Source organism: Roseofilum sp. (genome assembly GCF_982964205.1).
In genome coordinates this window covers 1,066-17,931 of the sequence record NZ_CEZBFX010000013.1, presented here as the reverse complement: position 1 = coordinate 17,931, position 16,866 = coordinate 1,066, and the positions used below count along the sequence as shown (strand labels likewise).

11 protein-coding genes are annotated in these 16,866 nt (G+C 44.5%); 3 read left to right on the top strand and 8 right to left on the bottom strand.

Translation table 11 applies throughout. The features are described from left to right. The first annotated feature begins 187 nt into the window (after window positions 1–187). Both AC3A14_RS05740 and AC3A14_RS05735 read left to right on the top strand, forming a co-directional pair. Entirely contained in the window at window positions 188–3,625 is a 3,438-nt protein-coding gene (locus AC3A14_RS05740) for an ExeM/NucH family extracellular endonuclease (protein WP_318732160.1), read from the top strand. A 249-nt stretch (window positions 3,626–3,874) separates the two neighbouring features. After that, complete coding sequence (locus tag AC3A14_RS05735; protein ID WP_318719907.1) at window positions 3,875–4,687, top strand: phytoene/squalene synthase family protein; 813 nt, start codon at window positions 3,875–3,877, stop codon at window positions 4,685–4,687. 72 nt (window positions 4,688–4,759) lie between these two features. Here AC3A14_RS05735 and AC3A14_RS05730 read toward each other — a convergent pair whose 3' ends face one another. The 8 genes from AC3A14_RS05730 to AC3A14_RS05695 all read right to left on the bottom strand — a co-directional run bounded on the left by AC3A14_RS05730 (window position 4,760) and on the right by AC3A14_RS05695 (window position 15,015). Next, window positions 4,760–5,395 carry a transglutaminase-like domain-containing protein gene (locus AC3A14_RS05730; RefSeq protein ID WP_318719906.1) on the bottom strand — a complete coding sequence of 212 codons (636 nt, stop codon included), beginning with the start codon at window positions 5,393–5,395 and terminating at the stop codon, window positions 4,760–4,762. A gap of 45 nt (window positions 5,396–5,440) precedes the next feature. Next, window positions 5,441–6,541, bottom strand: coding sequence for a hypothetical protein (locus AC3A14_RS05725; protein ID WP_318732161.1), 1,101 nt, complete (start codon window positions 6,539–6,541; stop codon window positions 5,441–5,443). 103 nt (window positions 6,542–6,644) lie between these two features. Further along, window positions 6,645–7,352 (bottom strand): DUF4336 domain-containing protein, encoded by a 708-nt coding sequence (locus AC3A14_RS05720; RefSeq protein WP_318732162.1) that lies wholly within the window; start codon window positions 7,350–7,352, stop codon window positions 6,645–6,647. A 198-nt stretch (window positions 7,353–7,550) separates the two neighbouring features. Next, window positions 7,551–7,955 (bottom strand): hypothetical protein, encoded by a 405-nt coding sequence (locus AC3A14_RS05715; protein ID WP_318735721.1) that lies wholly within the window; start codon window positions 7,953–7,955, stop codon window positions 7,551–7,553. Between the two features lie 40 nt (window positions 7,956–7,995). Next, on the bottom strand, window positions 7,996–11,262 hold the full coding sequence (locus tag AC3A14_RS05710; RefSeq protein ID WP_318735718.1) for a SpoIIE family protein phosphatase: 3,267 nt from the start codon (window positions 11,260–11,262) through the stop codon (window positions 7,996–7,998). A gap of 190 nt (window positions 11,263–11,452) precedes the next feature. Beyond that, window positions 11,453–12,022, bottom strand: coding sequence for a TerD family protein (locus tag AC3A14_RS05705; RefSeq protein ID WP_271941109.1), 570 nt, complete (start codon window positions 12,020–12,022; stop codon window positions 11,453–11,455). Window positions 12,023–12,046: 24 nt separating this feature from the next. Next, window positions 12,047–12,751 (bottom strand): N-acetylmannosamine-6-phosphate 2-epimerase, encoded by a 705-nt coding sequence (locus tag AC3A14_RS05700; protein ID WP_318700372.1) that lies wholly within the window; start codon window positions 12,749–12,751, stop codon window positions 12,047–12,049. After that, window positions 12,751–15,015 (bottom strand): hybrid sensor histidine kinase/response regulator, encoded by a 2,265-nt coding sequence (locus tag AC3A14_RS05695; RefSeq protein ID WP_318735716.1) that lies wholly within the window; start codon window positions 15,013–15,015, stop codon window positions 12,751–12,753. Before AC3A14_RS05695 ends, AC3A14_RS05700 begins: the two co-directional genes overlap by 1 nt. A 223-nt stretch (window positions 15,016–15,238) precedes the next feature. Between AC3A14_RS05695 and AC3A14_RS05690 the strand changes: the two genes are divergently transcribed. After that, window positions 15,239–16,866: cobaltochelatase subunit CobN (locus AC3A14_RS05690; protein ID WP_487778932.1), on the top strand; the 1,628-nt coding region annotated here is incomplete at its 3' end.

Here is a 16,866-nt window from a genome sequence, read left to right as displayed (position 1 = left end):
AAACGATCGCACCGTACTGTAAAAAGCTGTGTGGCTTCCTCCTAGTCTTGGGTACTGACGCAAGTTAAGAGAAAAACAATTAAGAAGTCAAGCTGGGATTAATCGCCTTCGGAACTTCTCCAGAGTGCGATCCCTATTCGTTTACCCATCTACTCAATCACAGCAAACTAAGCACAGCAAAAAAACAATGGCACTCAATCCAGGGGACATCGCATTTGTCCAATACAACGCCGATAACCCAGACAACTTCGCCTTCGTTGCTCTCGTCGATATTGCTGACAGCGAATCTATCCTCTTCACCGATAACGGTTGGCAAGCGAGCAATACTTTTCGTGCTAATGAAAACACGATTACCTGGACTCCCCCCGCTGGCGGCATCACTGCCGGAACAGTGGTAACCATTACTGGAACCACAGCATCTTCTGGGACAGTCTCTGGAACCACACCTGCACTAAGCGCTGATGGAGATCAGATCCTCGCCTATCAGGGAGCATCTACCTTTATCGCCGCTCTGAACAACGAAGGGGCAGGAGTATGGCAAGCTGATGCCACCAATAGTAATACCTCCGCAGAACCTCAAGGACTCACTAACGGCACGAATGCTGTAGCCTTGACTGAAATCGATAATGCCCGGTATGTAGGCACGACATCCGGGACTCAGGCTGACTTACTCGCCGCTATCAATAATTCTGCCAACTGGACGGGCAGTCAGAGCGCTGCTCAAACCTTCTCCGGAAGCTTTACTGTTAGTGGCTCACCATCTCCGACTCCAACTCCTTCTACTACTCTGATTCACGACATCCAGGGAAGCAGCGCTGCTAGTGCCCTTGATGGCAATACCGTAACTATTGAAGGTATTGTTGTTGGCGACTTCCAAGATGGAACTGGAGTCGGAACCAATGGGGATCTCAATGGCTTTTTTGTCCAAGAAGAAGATGCCGATGCGGACGGAAATGCCGCCACCTCAGAAGGAATTTTTGTCTTTGATGGTTTCAGTCCTGCGGTTAATGTCCAGGTGGGCGATAAAGTGCAAGTGACTGGAGAAGTTGAGGAATTCTTTGGTCTCACGGAGCTAACTAGCGTTAGCAATGTTACGGTTGTTTCTTCTGGAAATGCTCTGCCTACCGCGACGGATATCTCCCTTCCCGTTGCCGCAACGGTAACCAATAGCGATGGCGAACTGATCCCGGATCTTGAACCATACGAAGGGATGTTAGTCCGCTTTACCGATACCTTGAGTGTAACGGAAATGTTTCAGCTCGATCGCTTCGGAGAGCTGAGAGTGTCCCAAGGGGGACGCTTAAAACAATTCACCCAAAATAACAGTCCTGATGTAGCAGGATTTACCGCTCATCAGCAAGATATTGCCCGGCGCAATATTGTTATTGATGACGGTCAAACGGTCCAGAATCCTGACCCTATTATCTTTCCTGATGGTAGTCTCTCCACTGCTGATGGCTTCCGCATGGGAGATACCGTAACTAATTTGACTGGAGTTGTGAGCTATAGTCGAGGCAGTGGTGGTTCTGGTGACGAAAACTATCGCATTCACCCCACGGTTGCACCAACGTTCGTATCGACCAACGCCCGACCGGTAACGCCTGATGCTGTTGGCGGTAGCCTAAAAGTTTCTGGTTTCAATGTTCTCAATTACTTCACTACCGTAGATGAAGGCAGCAACACCACTGCTAATGGTAATAACCCTCGTGGCGCAGATAATGCCACAGAGTTTACGCGGCAAACGGAAAAACTGGTTACGGCTTTAAGCACTTTAGATGCTGATATTGTTGGGTTAGTGGAGGTGGAAAATGACTTCCTGGCAGGAAGTAGTGGTAATGCTATCGAAAATCTGGTGAATGAGTTAAATAACTCGGTTGGTGCTGGAACTTATAATTGGGTGAATCCGGGCACTCAGTTTGTGGGGGATGATGCGATCGCGGTAGGATTCATTTATAAACCCAGTGCAGTTTCTCTCTCTGGTAGTAGCAATATCTTAAATACAGCCGCTTTCCTCGACCCGAACAATTCTGGACAGAACCGCAACCGTGCCGCTTTAGCCCAAACTTTCACTGAAACCGCTTCTGGGGAAAGCTTTACCGCCGTTGTCAATCACTTCAAGTCTAAGGGCAGTTCTGGTCTGACGGATACCAGTAATCCAGATTTTGACCAATTGGATGGTCAAGGCTTCTGGTCTGATACCCGTGCTGATGCGGCTACTGCTCTGGCCAATTGGCTGAACACTGACCCCACCAATAGTGGCGATAGTGATTTCTTGATTTTGGGCGATCTCAATGCCTATGCTCAAGAAGATGCGATTACTAATCTGAAAAATGCAGGATATACAGATTTAGCGCAACAGTTTATTGGCTCTGATGCCTATTCGTTTGTCTTCGACGGACAAACGGGAACCCTAGACTATGCTTTGGCAAACTCCAGCTTGCTCCCGCAAGTGACGGGAACGACGGAGTGGCATGTGAATGCAGATGAACCGGATGCGATTGACTACAATACTGACTTTGGTCGGAATACTGGCATTTTTGATGGGTCAGTTCCCTTCCGTAACTCCGATCACGACCCTGTAATTGTTGGTCTCAATCTAGGAGCGTCTGCACCAACGCCAACGCCGACTCCTACGCCGACTCCCACCCCAACGCCGACTCCCACCCCAACGCCAACCCCGACTCCTGGGAATGGAACGGTTGAAATTAGTCTGAATGCGGAACAGGTTGCTGCTGTAGTGGCAGCTTTGGATAATCCTCCTCCTTTCCCCTCGCCCAATTTAGCCAGCGTAACTATCACGGGAATCAATACGTTTGATCTTCTTCTGGGAGACAACCAGAATGAGACGTTCAATGCTAGAGGGGGCCCGGATATCGTTGTTGCTGGTGGTGGAGATGATAACGTCAATGGAGATGTTGGAGACGATCTATTAATTGGTAATCAAGGCCGTGATATTGTCAGTGGTGATGCTGGGAATGATGTTATTTTTGGCGGTCAAGGCGATGATGCTGCCAGCGGTGGTGATGGGAACGATCTGGTAAGTGGCGATCGCGGTAACGACCTGTTGCAAGGAAATGGGGGTAATGACCAACTCTTTGGCGGTAGCGGTAATGACAACATCAATGGAGGGCCGGGTAACGACTTGGCCTATGGCGGACGAGGTGACGATCAAATACGGGGCGGTCAAAATGACGATATCCTTATCGGTAATTTAGGTAATGATGGTCTACGTGGAGATGCCGGTAACGATCGGTTATTGGGCAATCAAGGCGCGGATTACTTAGATGGCGGTGTGGGTAACGATACTCTGCGTGGAGGTCGAGACAGCGATACTCTCCTCGGTGGTACTGGCGATGATCTCCTCTATGGAGATATCGGTAATGATAGTCTCGTCAGTGGAGTCGGGAGTGATGTCTTTGTGCTACAGAATGGTCGTGGAACCGATCGCATCGCTGATTTTGGCACAGGCGATCGGATTGGGTTAGCTGGAGGGTTAACCGTCCAACAGTTACAAATTACCCAAACTGGAGCCAATGTTACTCTTTCATTTGGAAATCAAATCCTAGCAGTGGTGGAACAAACCAATGTGAGTGCCTTAACTCCCGACCTATTCCTGAGCGTATAATCCATAGTAGAAGAACTCAATCGAGTGGGGGTAATCTCCTCCACTTTGATTGTTGTATAGCAGAGAAGAAAGGAGTTAAGAATCGTGACTTACTGCTTGCTGGCGATCGCCCTCCGGTTTGCCCATCAGTTAACCGGTACTCCCGATCCTCTGCTCTCCCCATTTACCCTAAAACCGATCTAAAAAACTTGCTTGTCTGCTCTTGATGAATTATAAGCTAGTAACAAGCAAATGTGAGGAGTTGAATGGATGAGCGCCCTTAAAAGTGCCTTAGAGATTTTGGAAGAAACGAGTCGGACATTTTATATTCCGATTATCCGTCTTCCTCCTAATCTACAAGAAGCAGTGGCTTCTGCCTATTTATGTATGCGTGCCATTGATGAGGTTGAGGATCATCCAACTCTGGACAATGAGGTAAAAAGCCAGATTTTGCGTCAGATGAGTTGGGGATTACAGTCTGGGGTCAATAATGGCACATTGGCACAAGCTCGCTTGAATTGGGGCAGGTATGAGTCCGAGATTCCAGAGGTGAGTTTGCGATTATATGAGTGGGCAACCTTAGCACCCCAAGATATTTCTCCCCGCATTTGGGATGCTACCGCAGCGATGGCGAACCGGATGGCTTCTTGGGCTGAGTGTAACTGGAATGTCCTGACTGAGCGGGATTTAGACTGTTATACCTTTAGTGTCGCTGGGGCTGTGGGCTTGATGCTTTCGGATCTGTGGGCATGGTATGATGGCACGCAGACGAATCGGACTGAGGCGATCGCCTTTGGACGAGGGTTGCAAGCCGTGAATATTCTCCGCAATCACCACGAGGATCTCCACCGTGGAGTAGATTTTTTTCCCCAAGATTGGACCATTTCTCAGATGCAAGCCTATGCCCGTCGTAATTTAGAGTTAGCCAATCAGTATACGGAAGCTTTGCCTCCTGGACCAGCATTGGAGTTTTGTAAGATTCCTCTGGCTCTAGCTCATGCAACCTTAGACGTATTGCAAGCAGGAGAAGAAAAGCTCTCTCGGACTGCGGTGTTGACCTTGATTCAACAGATGACCAGTTAGTAGAATAGAGGGATGGAGAGCTTGGCGATTCTCCTATCTCCCTCTCCTCCCATGGCAACGTCAAGCGCTATGTTATAGCGAGTATTGAGTCGATTGGTACTGCTTAAGATTCTCTTGATCTGAATCAGGAAGCATTCCTATCGAAAGATCGGGAAGATTCTCCAGCATTGAATCCCAGGTTCTGTATGACTGTAGAGCTTCTACAACAACAGGCAGTGGATCGGGGAGAATGACCTGAAAATCGGCTTCTTCAGGTAACTGAATCTTAAATGCTAAACATTCCTGGGGAGGAGAAAATTGAGCATTGACTCCTTCCTTGTTCCCTCTAGCATCGACCCGATACCAACCGATTTCTGGCAAGTAAATAGCATTGAAACCATGTAAGCTGTAGGGTGCGCCGCGATCGTCAATACTCAATCGTTGATAACAAAAGCCTGCCGGGATTTGATTGGCTCGAAGAAGCGCAGCGAGTAAATGGCTCTTAGCGTAGCAATATCCTGTTTTGTATCTCAGAACATCAGACGCACGACAAGTCACAGGATTCATTTGATAATCAACACTGTGAAAGATTTCATCTCGCACCCACTCGAAACAAACTTGAGCTTTTTCTAATACGGTTGTACATTCCAACGTGATTTTTGTAGCGCAGTCCATAACTTCTGGATTTTGCCAGTCGATCGCGTCAGTTGCTTGCAAAAATTCTTCCATAGTATTTACAACTCCTGAAAAAAATAGGGATAAATTGAGATTGTCTTAGAGAGCTTCGCCACTGAGAAATCGAATTAACTTATCTCGTTGTGGTTTTTCCTTTATTCCAATGTATGTAAGTGAAGATTGAGGATCACTGTGTATAGTAAATCCTGATTCCCATGCTTCATTATTATCAGCGATCGCCCGCAAAAGAAATTGTTGACTCTTCGTAAGATCGCTGACTGCTGTTCCTGGTTTCATTACACCTTCTGGAAAAACGATAATCTCAAACAATAGATCGCAAAAATCGTAAGATTCTAAAAAAGCCCATCGATAGGTTAAAATGGGCATTAATTGTTCTAAAGCACGATCGCTCAATCGCTCAAAGAATCTCGCAAACAATCCATGTCCGTCTGAATAGCGATCGTCATAGTAATCAGTTAACTGCAATAATAAATCGGGACGATCGCCAAGCTCTATGAATTGTTCTAACAGTTCCTGTGATGGATTTTCTCCAGCCACATACATGAGTGAAATTGCAACAGCCAGTTTGACAATTTCTGCGTCATCAGATTGTAATATTTCTTCGCAGAATGCCCCATCTAGAGGGGTTTCTCGATCTAATATCGCTAGTAGTAAGAGAAGTGATGCTCTGATATTCGGTTCCGGTTCTTCTCTCAGGCGATCGTAAAATTTTGTGCATACTTTGGTAGATTGGGGTTTACAAGCTGCGAGAATATCGGCAGCAATTATTCTCATCTTTGGTAGGTCGTGTTCGAGCAAGCCAATATAAAAATCCAAAGCTTTATAAATGGGTTGGCGAACAGAATTAACCCATCGTAGATAGCTCCAATCGTATTCTTCGGAGTTATCGATATAATCACAATCTGATAAATTATGGGATGTAGCAATCGAAGCAATACAACAAAGAATTCTATAAAGGACTTCTGTATCTGTCTCTTTATAAATTTGTCTAATAAAAAATGGAATAACAAAATTGACTTGGTAATGTAGATCTCCCTGATGATACATGCGGTAAAAAACTTTATCTATCGCTTGTTCTCGAACGTTAGGATTGTCTGATGAAAAATTCCGGATTTCTTGCACGATCTCATGGCTGACTTCAGCTTCTAATTCTTCTAACTCAATGTCTGGGATATCCATTGCCCCTCCTTGGATTCGACCAAGATCCGAACTAAATTCTACCACTTTTAAGGAAACTAGCGTGTTTTCTGTGCGCGATCGCCGTTAGACAACTCATCCTATTTTATAAACCCCTTAAAAATTGCTCATAACCTTGCTTAAATTTCTCTTTGCCATCTCGCTCAACAACACTGCCATGAGCCATAATGACTCGCTCAAAGTCCCATTGTAAAATTTGTTTCACCACTGATCTAACTCCTTCTATGTCGGTTGTGGCAATGCGCTCTAGTAAAGATGGACTCAATTGTTTATATCCACCAATGATTCTAGCTACAAATTGCGTCAGTAGTGGAAAGCTTTCGTCAAAGTGAAATGCTGTATCTGTCAAAATTAGAGTTCGGCTGGACGAATGAAAAAAGACACATTCATTGAGTTCATCAACTCCGTTTAAACCCAAAATCCTAAAGCCCTTGAAAAAGATAAACTCTAACCCAGGGAATAACTCACCCCTATCTCCCTCAATAGTGCGATCGATAGGCAATTCTGGTTTTTTCAAGGTTAAACCAGGTGCCGCCCAAAATGTCGCTTGGGGATAAAGAGATTTAAAATTAGCTGCAAATAAATGGTGATACAGGTTTGGCGCAATCATATGTTTAACTACTCCCAGTTCGCCAAGCTGACTGACGAGTGTATCGCTGACTTCAATGGGAGAAATCACGACTAATTCTCGATTTTCCAATCGAATCACGGTCATTTTCGTTCCGACGCTGAGTCCAAGATATCGGAGGGGTTGTTGAGCAACCCAAATATCTATGTCAAGTTCTTTTAGCATTTAGACAACTCTATTTCTTCAACCACAGCAACAGGGCAAATACAGCGCTTCGCGCTGCTATGAGGTACATTGTTGATCATAGATGTGAGTTGTCATTGCGACCGCAGGGAAGCAATCGCCAAGATTGGGGGATTTTGCGATTGCTTCATTCCACTTCGTTCCATTCGCAATGACTGATCTCAATGATACTGTACTCCGTTACAGCGCAAAGCGCTGTATCCCCAAGAGCAAGGCTTCAGTTCCCAATAGTCCGTTCAAGGTTTGGGCATCTTCAGGCTGGAGGATAAACTGCGATCGCCAGATCGTATACGGTAAGAATTGTAGTACAAGAATCCCACAAAATACGAGCCACACTGACCAGCCTAAACCTCGCCAGAGGGCGATCGCCGCTACGATATCAAAACTTAACAGAGCCACATCCATGCCACGCCAGAGTAGGGGAGTCGATAACCAGGGAGTCCCTGTCAACCCAGCCATATTGCCTATGTGAACGGTTGCGCCATAGAGCAGAACTAACGCCAAAAACTTGGCATAGCGGGCTGTCCAAGGATAGCTTAGGGCAGCATTATGGGGGATATCAGGGATTTTTTCTACTTTTTTCATTGTTTTAATGTATTAAATTTAATATAAATGAATTAACCCATTACCCTTCTGAGAGCGCTATTGCTTTGCGTTTGAGGATGATGAGAGTGATATCATCATAAATCTTTTGTGTGCCAATGTAGTGCTTGAGGTCAGCGATAATAGCGGTTTTAATCTCATCGGCGCTCTGATGGCGATCGCTCTTAATGATGGTACAGAGGCGATCGATTCCATAATGTACCTTATCGAGATTTTCCGCTTCCGTAATTCCATCCGTATACAATACAGCCACATCTCCAGGATTTAGAGCTAATTCCAGTTGATGAAAGAACGTCCCCACATTCCGATCTAACCCAATAGGAAAGCCTAAATCCAGAGTATCAATACATTCTACTTCACCCATTGAGCGCACTATAATTAACGATTCATGTTGTCCACTCAACCTTAAAACGCCCTCATTGTATTCTAGAAGGGACAACGTTAAGTGTTTATCAGAGTTCATGCGCTCGATATTCTCTAAAATAGTCCGATTTAAAATCGTAAAGAAATCCTTTATATCGGCAAACTGGCTATAACTCAAACACCGAATTGCCGTTTGTACCATAATCGCTAAAACACCGCTTTCGAGTCCATGTCCCGTCACATCACCAATACTGACAATGATGCCTTTATCTTGTAAGAAAACATCATAGTAATCTCCTCCGACTTCATCGGCTGTTTCCATAAAACCGGCAATTTCCAAATCTTCAATAACAGGGAGAGATTCCGTGTTAGGCAACAGGATTTTTTGCAGGCGACTGGTAATTTCGACTTCTGTGGCTAACCGCAAGTTTTCCAACTTTAGAGATTTCAGATTTAAATGCATTTTGACTCGCGCCAAAAATCCATCCTTAGATACGGGTTTAGTCAAATAGTCATTTGCCCCCAACTCTAAGCCCATCACTAAATCAGTCACTTGATTGTTTGTACTTAACAAAATAATCGGTAACTCTGTGGGACTTTGAGTGAGGCGAACTTGGCGAGTAACTTCGTATCCAGTCATTCGAGGCATCATAACATCGACAACCATTAAATCTGGGATTAATCCTTGGGCTAAAAGATCTAAAGCCTCTTCGCCACTTTGAGCTGAAATAATTCCATAATCTCCTGAATTTAGATAGCTCGTATAAAATTGAAGATCGGTCAGTTCGTCATCAACGATCAAAATTTTGTGCTTTTCATTCTGACAATCTGTGGGTTGCCAGATTTGTGCCATTGAGGAAACCTGAGTGAGGTCGGATATTCTTTCCTCTTGAGATTTTGACTCCTTAAAATTTACGTTATCAGTAATAGGTAAAGTGAAAATAAAACTTGAGCCTAATCCTAGGGTAGAGACAACGTGTAACTCTCCCCCATGTAATTCAATTAAACGTTTTGTTAACGCTAAACCTAATCCTAGACCACCATACATCTGCGCGATCTGTTCATTTTCTTGTTCAAAAGGCTTGAAGATACGATCGATTTTATCTTCAGAAATTCCCATACCACTATCTTGAACTGTAATCTCTAAATAATCGTCAACGCGAGTAGCAATTAAGACTATACATCCAAAATCAGTAAACTTGATTGCATTATTAATGAGTTCATAAAAAATTTGCTCCAGTCGTTTTTCATCAGCGCAGACTAGGGGGATATCGGAGGGGATTTGGTTCTTGATTTTAATATTTTTAGTCCCAATCAAGGGATAGCATTGGGTTAAAGTAACCTCGGCGATCGCTCGTAACTCAACTGCCTTACAGTTGAGCGTCAATTCATCGTAGTTCAGCCTTGATAAATCTAAAATATTATTGACTAAATTGACGAGTCTACGACCACTAGAAACAATCAAAGATAAATTAAACTGAGTGTGTTCGCATAATTTTACAGATGCGGTCTCTAAGATCGATTCGGCTAAACCAATCATTCCATTTAAGGGAGTTCTGAGTTCATAGGATGTGTTGGCTAAAAATTCATCTTTGAGCCGATCGATCCGTTCTAATTCTTGATTTTTGGTCTCTAAATCAGAAAATGACAGTTGAATTTGATCGGCCATTCGATTAAAGGAATCGGCCAATTCTCGCAACTCATCAAATCGCCGCAAAGTTACCCGGTTATACCATTCTCCTTGAGCCACAGCTTTAGCAGATTCACTGAGTTTCTTAATCGGATTAATTACACGCTGTGCGGTGATACTGCCGATTAAACTAGCGACTAATAATGCGCTTAAACAGAGGATCAGTGTATGAGATAGATTGGTATAAATGGGGCCCATAAAGTCCGATATGGGAATCACCACAATCACTAACCAATCCAAACCGTGATTATCGGTTAATGGGGCAATATGAACTAAGTGATTTTGAGAATGACGATCAAAAAGTAACTGTTTTTGACTGGAGAGGTTTTCCCAATTGTCAAATCGATGGAGAAGATACTGACTGGTGTCTTTAATCAGAGGATTCGTACTGTGAATTGCCTGCACTCTTTTGGGTTTATCTTGGTCAAATTGATACAGAAGTTCGTCCGTTGAAGAGGAAACAACGGCTCCCGATCGATCGACAATAAATGCGATTCCCGATGGACTCACTTTTAAACTTTTGAGTAATTCATTAATATAGGTTAATGATATTTCTGCGCCTAATACGCCTAGAATTTCACCGGTGGATCGTGCCACAGGGGTAACGGGTTTAGCATAGAGAAAATATTCCCCTGTGTTGAGATAGGGGTAGGACGAAATAGAAATCCCACTCCAAGTGGGCTTTCGTTTCTCAACGGCCGTTTTATACCAATTTTTGAGCCGAGCATCATAGGGTTGGGTGCTTAAAAGTTCTTGGCGATCGCACATCCGATCTAAGCGATAGGTTTTTCGCTCTGGAATACTCCCTTCCCGCACTTTAACCACGGTTTCCCCATTGGCTAGTTGCTGAACGGCTAAGACTTCACCAGTGGGACGACCAAAGAGTAAATAGTCTACCCCATTATCTTGCTTGACTAACCGTTGAAAATAGCATTGCAGTTGCTCAAAATCTTCGATATCAATTTGATCGGTGTCAATAGCTCCTTGAATCGTTTGATACACAGAATGGGGTTGAGCCAATTCCATCGCTAAAACTTGGGCAATGCGATCGCTCGTTTCTCGTCCCAATTGCTTGACCAAAACATCGACGGCTTCTTTTCCGCTGCGGAAAGATAATCCTGTAATCACGACTGTCACTACTCCCAATTGCAGAATGAAGGGAACCGTTAGTAGCGTCCGCAGGGAAAGATGATAAACCAGCGGCTTGATTAAACGACCACAGAATTTCCAGACCATAGGGGAAGGACAATAGAGATCCTTTACCCACCATATCACCCTGGTATGGGAAGATGGGGGATGGGAGGATGAGGGAACACGGAGTGAAGAAGCCAGCCATTTTTGATTGTGGCGAAGGTCTTGATCGATAAGTAAATCGATAAGTAATAAGTAAGGGCAGGTTTGAAACCTGCCCCTAGCCCTTTTCTAATTAACTATAGCGGTCTAAAAGAGCTTGTAATCCGCCTCCATAGCCCGCACCTACGGCATTCATCCGCCACTCTCCATCTTTGCGATACAACTCTGTAATAATCATCGCCGTTTCAATGGAATAATCTTCATCTAAGTCATAGCGTATCGCTTCTTCCTTCGTCTTCACATTGACCAAGCGAACATAAGCATTACTCACCTGGCCAAAATTTTGTTTGCGTTGTTCTGCTTCATAAATGGTCACGGTAAAGACCAATTTCATGACCTCTGGGGCAATTTTTCGCAAGTCAATAATAATAACTTCATCATCTCCTTCACCCGCACCCGTGCGGTTATCCCCCATATATTCTACTGCCCCATCTAAACTTTTTTTGTTATTGTAAAAGATTAGATGTTTGTCGGAAACCAACTTTTCATTTTCCCCTAAGAGAAAAACTGAGGCATCGAGGTCAAAATCCACACCCGTATCGGTGGCTTTAATATCCCATCCTAAGCCAATAAAAGCCGCTTCAATCCCTGGGGATGCTTTTTCCAGAGAAACCTTTTGTCCTTTCGCTAGAGAAATGGCCATAATTATTCAAGTCAATTGACGACTTTATTCAGGATATCTCACGGATTTAGCCGTAGACAAAATTTGTTGATAAGATTTAACCTTCTGATCAATTCCTGTAATATCTGTCCCCACTACGACGGCGATCGCCCCTAAATCTAGCGCTTTCTGTGCCATTTCTGGGGAACTGATGCCCCCTTCACAAACCATGGGACAACTGAAGTTTTGCACCAGTTGCTCTAAGAGATCGTAACCTGGGGGGGTGAGGTGACGGGTTTCGGGGGTATATCCGTAGAGAGTCGTTGCCAGAAGATCGGCTCCGGCATCAAAAGCAACGTTTGCCGACTCGAGTGTATCGACATCTGCGAACACGGGTTTATTTAACTGCTGATGAATTTGAGCAATCAGGGCGTGTAGCGTTTCATTTCCTGGGCGAGGTCGGTTCGTCGCATCTATCGCAATCCAATCTGCACCCGCTTGCGCCAGTTCTACGGCTTGGGAAAACTGGGGTGTAATATACACCTCAGAATCGGGGAATTGGCGCTTCCACAGCCCAATAATCGGCGCATCTGTCTGTTCTCGGACTGCTCGGATATGGGCTGGGGTATCAATACGAACTGCGGTGGCTCCTTGATTGAGGGCAGCTTTAGCCATAGCGGCGATCGCCGAAGGGTCATGGAGAGGTGAGGAGACTGGCGCTTGGCAAGAGACAATTAATCCGTGTAGGGGTAATCTATTGAGTGGCTGCATTACTTTGGCATGAGGATTCGGCTAAGGGTTTGCAGAAGTTCTTCGAGTTGTAAGGGTTTATTCAGATACACATCGGGTTCGGTAAGGGGATCTTGAGATAACTCTTGTTGTTCAGAGGAATCGGCGATCGCTACCACCTTAATTTTATAGGTCGTTGTCGAATTTCGCAAAATCGTAATTAACTCTTGAACACTCATATCGGGCAATTGAGTTTCTGTAATAATTGCCAAAGGACGCAACACTTCAATTTGTTGAGTGACCGTTGAGCCATCTAATAACCAAATCGCTTGATATCCTGCTGCTGTGAGTAAATCACAAATTTCCCAAGCCATTTGTTCATTGTCTTGAATTAAAACCAAACGTCCTAGAGGGATAGTAGTTGCCCAGGGATTTAATGGCGTATGTCCAGAAGACTTTAAGGTCACTGTACCTTGGGGTTGAGAGGGCAAACTCACCGTAAATATCGACCCAACACCCAAAGTTGAATCCACTTCAATCAGTCCTCCATGAAGTTCTACCAATTGGCGAGTGAGCGCTAATCCTAATCCCATACCCGGATATTGACGTTCATAGGCAGTTTCCAATTGCTGGAACTTTTCAAACAAGAAAGAAAAAGCATTTTTTTTAATCCCAATCCCTGTATCTTCGACTTGGAAAATAGCCCGATCTTCTTCCCGCCAAATTGTTAATATAACTTCTCCTCCTTCTGGCGTAAATTTAAGGGCATTGTTCATTAAATTGAGTAGAATTTGCTGAACTCTGTACTGATCGGCAAAAAATGTATCTTCACCCTCCAATTCATCGATGTTAATGACCAAATTTATCTCCTTTTCTTCAGCCAAACTTTTGAGTGACTTCTTGCAGTTACGAGCTAAGTTTATTAATGAAAACTTGCGAATGTTGAGAACTGTTTTCCCAGCTTCTAATTGAGACAAATCCAGTAAATTATTAATCGATTCTAATAAATTTCTGCCACTATCCTGAATTTTTTGCAAATAGACTCTTTGTTTCTCTATGCTTAATTTATGTCCATCACTATCCGGGGAAAACGCCAATCTCAACAACGTCGCAGACATCCCAATAATATAGGTTAAAGGGGTTCGCAGTTCATGACTGATGGCTGCCAAAAACTCACTTTTAATCCGATTTTGAATCTGACTTTTCAAGAGATCGGACTGTAGATCGGATAAGGATTTCTCAGACTCTTCACTAACGGATTCAGAGTCTACACTAATTAGACTGATATCTTTTTGAGTTTGGGATCGATCGATCGCGATCGCCAAATAATCAGCCAAGCGTTTCAGAGTATGTTTTTCCCATTCCAACCAGCGTCGAGGATAGTGGCACTGATGGGCAATCATTAATCCCCAAATTTGTTTACGCACCAAAATAGGAATCACCAACTTAGCTCGGACATGATAATGGCGTAATAAATCTAATAAACAAGGCGAATCTCGATAACTAATCTCCACATCTGAAATTACCGCCATCCATCCTTGCTTATATTTTTCCCTTCCTTGACATCCATGGGCAAAACACGACTTTTCTTCCGTTAAATGAAGAACTGGAGTGATGGAGTTCCCCCCCTTGGCTTCATAGGTGATGTATCCCCAATTTTGAGGGAAAGGAATAGAACTCTCCTCTGTGTTGGGAAAGACATCAAATTGATAAATTAAAAGTCGATCGACTTGTAATAAACTACGCCATTCCTCCATAGCCGTAGATAAAATCGTCGGTAACTCAACCCCCTGTTGCATTTGGGCAATAATTTGATAAAAAAGTCTCTCTTGCCTGGCTGGATGCATAAAAGTACCGGCAAAACCCTCTTGGAATCCGGATTCCGACTCTTCAATGCGGCTTAAAATTTGCAGCATCAACTCCCCTTGTAAATAAGCGGAATTAACTTGAGGCGTGCGAATCACTTTCTTTAAAGCTTGAGTGGCTAACGAAGGATTAGATAGTTCCCGCACCAATTGTTTAAGAAAGACAGCAATCGGTTGAGTATCAAAAGTCAACTCAACTTGAAGGTAAGGCAATTCATGCACGGAGGATTGACCTAGGGGCGTACCAATTAACAGCACCCTCAATGCTGGAGACACTAAAACTAAAAACTGCGATCGCCCATAATTCCAAGAAGACTCCGTTTGCTCTAAAATCTTCTCAGTGATACAGATCGCAGCCTCTCCCAAAGTATCGGCCTTACCCTGTAACAAGACATAAAGCTGCTTAAAGGTCTTGTAATCTAAAATTCGATGAGGTAGCATTACTATTGCTTGACAGGAGGGTTCTCAGGATACATGAAGATACGGCAGATAACAGAGGAATATGGGACTCCACAAGTAATGAATCCTACTCCTGTCTCTTGCTCAGAGGGCTTGCCATTCTCCGGTTTACTTATCGTATTCTGTTTTTGATCCCCACCCCCCTGAAACGTTGGGAAACTTTTAGGTTTTGACTCTTTAGCGTAATATTAGGTTTAGACTCACGATGCATCGAATCGCCGCAACTCCCGGAGGATGGAACCCCCAAGACGAAGGGGTGGTTATCCTCGAACAAACTTCAGCCCCTATCGTTATTCTCAGCGCAGCAGATACAGATATTCAAACTTTAGCCGCAACGGTTCCCCATCTTCCTGCCCAGTTTCCTCAGATTCGGGTCGCCAGTCTCTTACACTTGGTACAGCAACTGTCGATTGATGACTATGCCGAACGAGTATTGCAGCACGCCCAAGTGATTCTGGTTCGTCTGTTGGGCGGAAGGGCATATTGGTCTTATGGTTTGGAAGTAGTGAAAGAATTAGCCCAAAATCAGGGCATTGCTTTGGTGGTGATGCCTGGAGATGATTCCCCCGATGTGGAGCTAATGAGCCATTCCACGGTGTCTTTGGAACAGGTTAATCGATTATGGCGCTATTGGAATGAAGGGGGAGTGGAAAATATTCGTAATGGATTATTGTTTTTAGCCAGTTCTGTAGGGAGAGATTTCGTAGGGGCGGGTTCACCGAGATCTTGGAATGGAAACCAGAAAACTGGTGAACCCGCCCTTATTTCCCACGCAGATATGGGTTCACGAAGCTTTCTGTGGGAAGGCGAAAATATTGCTGAACCTCAACCTGTTCCTAAAGTGGGCGTGTTGCCCCTAGAACAAGGTTTAGGGCAAAATTGGCCAAACGTGGGGATTCTCTTCTATCGTGCCCATTATTGTGCCGGAAATACGGCTCCAATAGAGGCGCTATGTCATGCTTTGATAGATCGCCAGTTAATGCCAGTACCGGTTTTTGTCTCTTCTTTGCGCGATCGCCAATGTCAAGAGGAAATTCTACAGCTTTTCCAACCCCCAGACAACAAACCCATCCAAGTTCTGCTCAATACTACCAGCTTCGCGATCCATTCCCTACAAAGTAAGGACTCAACCCCTTCATTTTTCTCCACCCTCAATGTTCCCACCCTACAAGCGATCCTCAGTAGCTCCACCGTCGAGCAATGGCAAGACGGCAACCGAGGACTCCTACCCAGAGATGTGGCGATGAATATTGCCCTACCAGAAGTAGATGGGAGAATCATCACCCGCGCCATTTCTTTCAAAGCCGCACAAACCTATAATCAGCAACTGCAAACCGATGTCGTGCAATATGAACCCGTTGCCAACCGGATTAACTTTGTCGCTGACTTAGCTGCCAATTGGGTGAAACTGCGGCAAAAACCTGCCCAAGATCGCAAAATTGCTGTTATTCTCGCCAATTATCCCACCCGTGACGGACGGCTAGCTAATGGTGTCGGCTTAGATACTCCCGCCAGTTGTGTGGAAATTCTGGCAGCTCTGAAAACCGCAGGATACGAGTTACAGGATATTCCAGAAACGCCAGAAGATCTCATAAGTCGCTTAACCGCAGGGGTGACGAATGACTGGGAAGGGAATGAGATCCGGTTGGGTAGTGGAATGGGGGAATGGGGGAATGGGGGAATGGGGTTATCTCTGTCTAGAGATGATTATCAACAGAGGTTTGAGCAATTACCGGTTGAAGTGCAAAAGGGAATTAATAACCGATGGCATTCTGTAGGGGCAGGTTCACGAAAATCTCAGTGGGAAGACAATAGCGTTGGTGAACCTGCCCT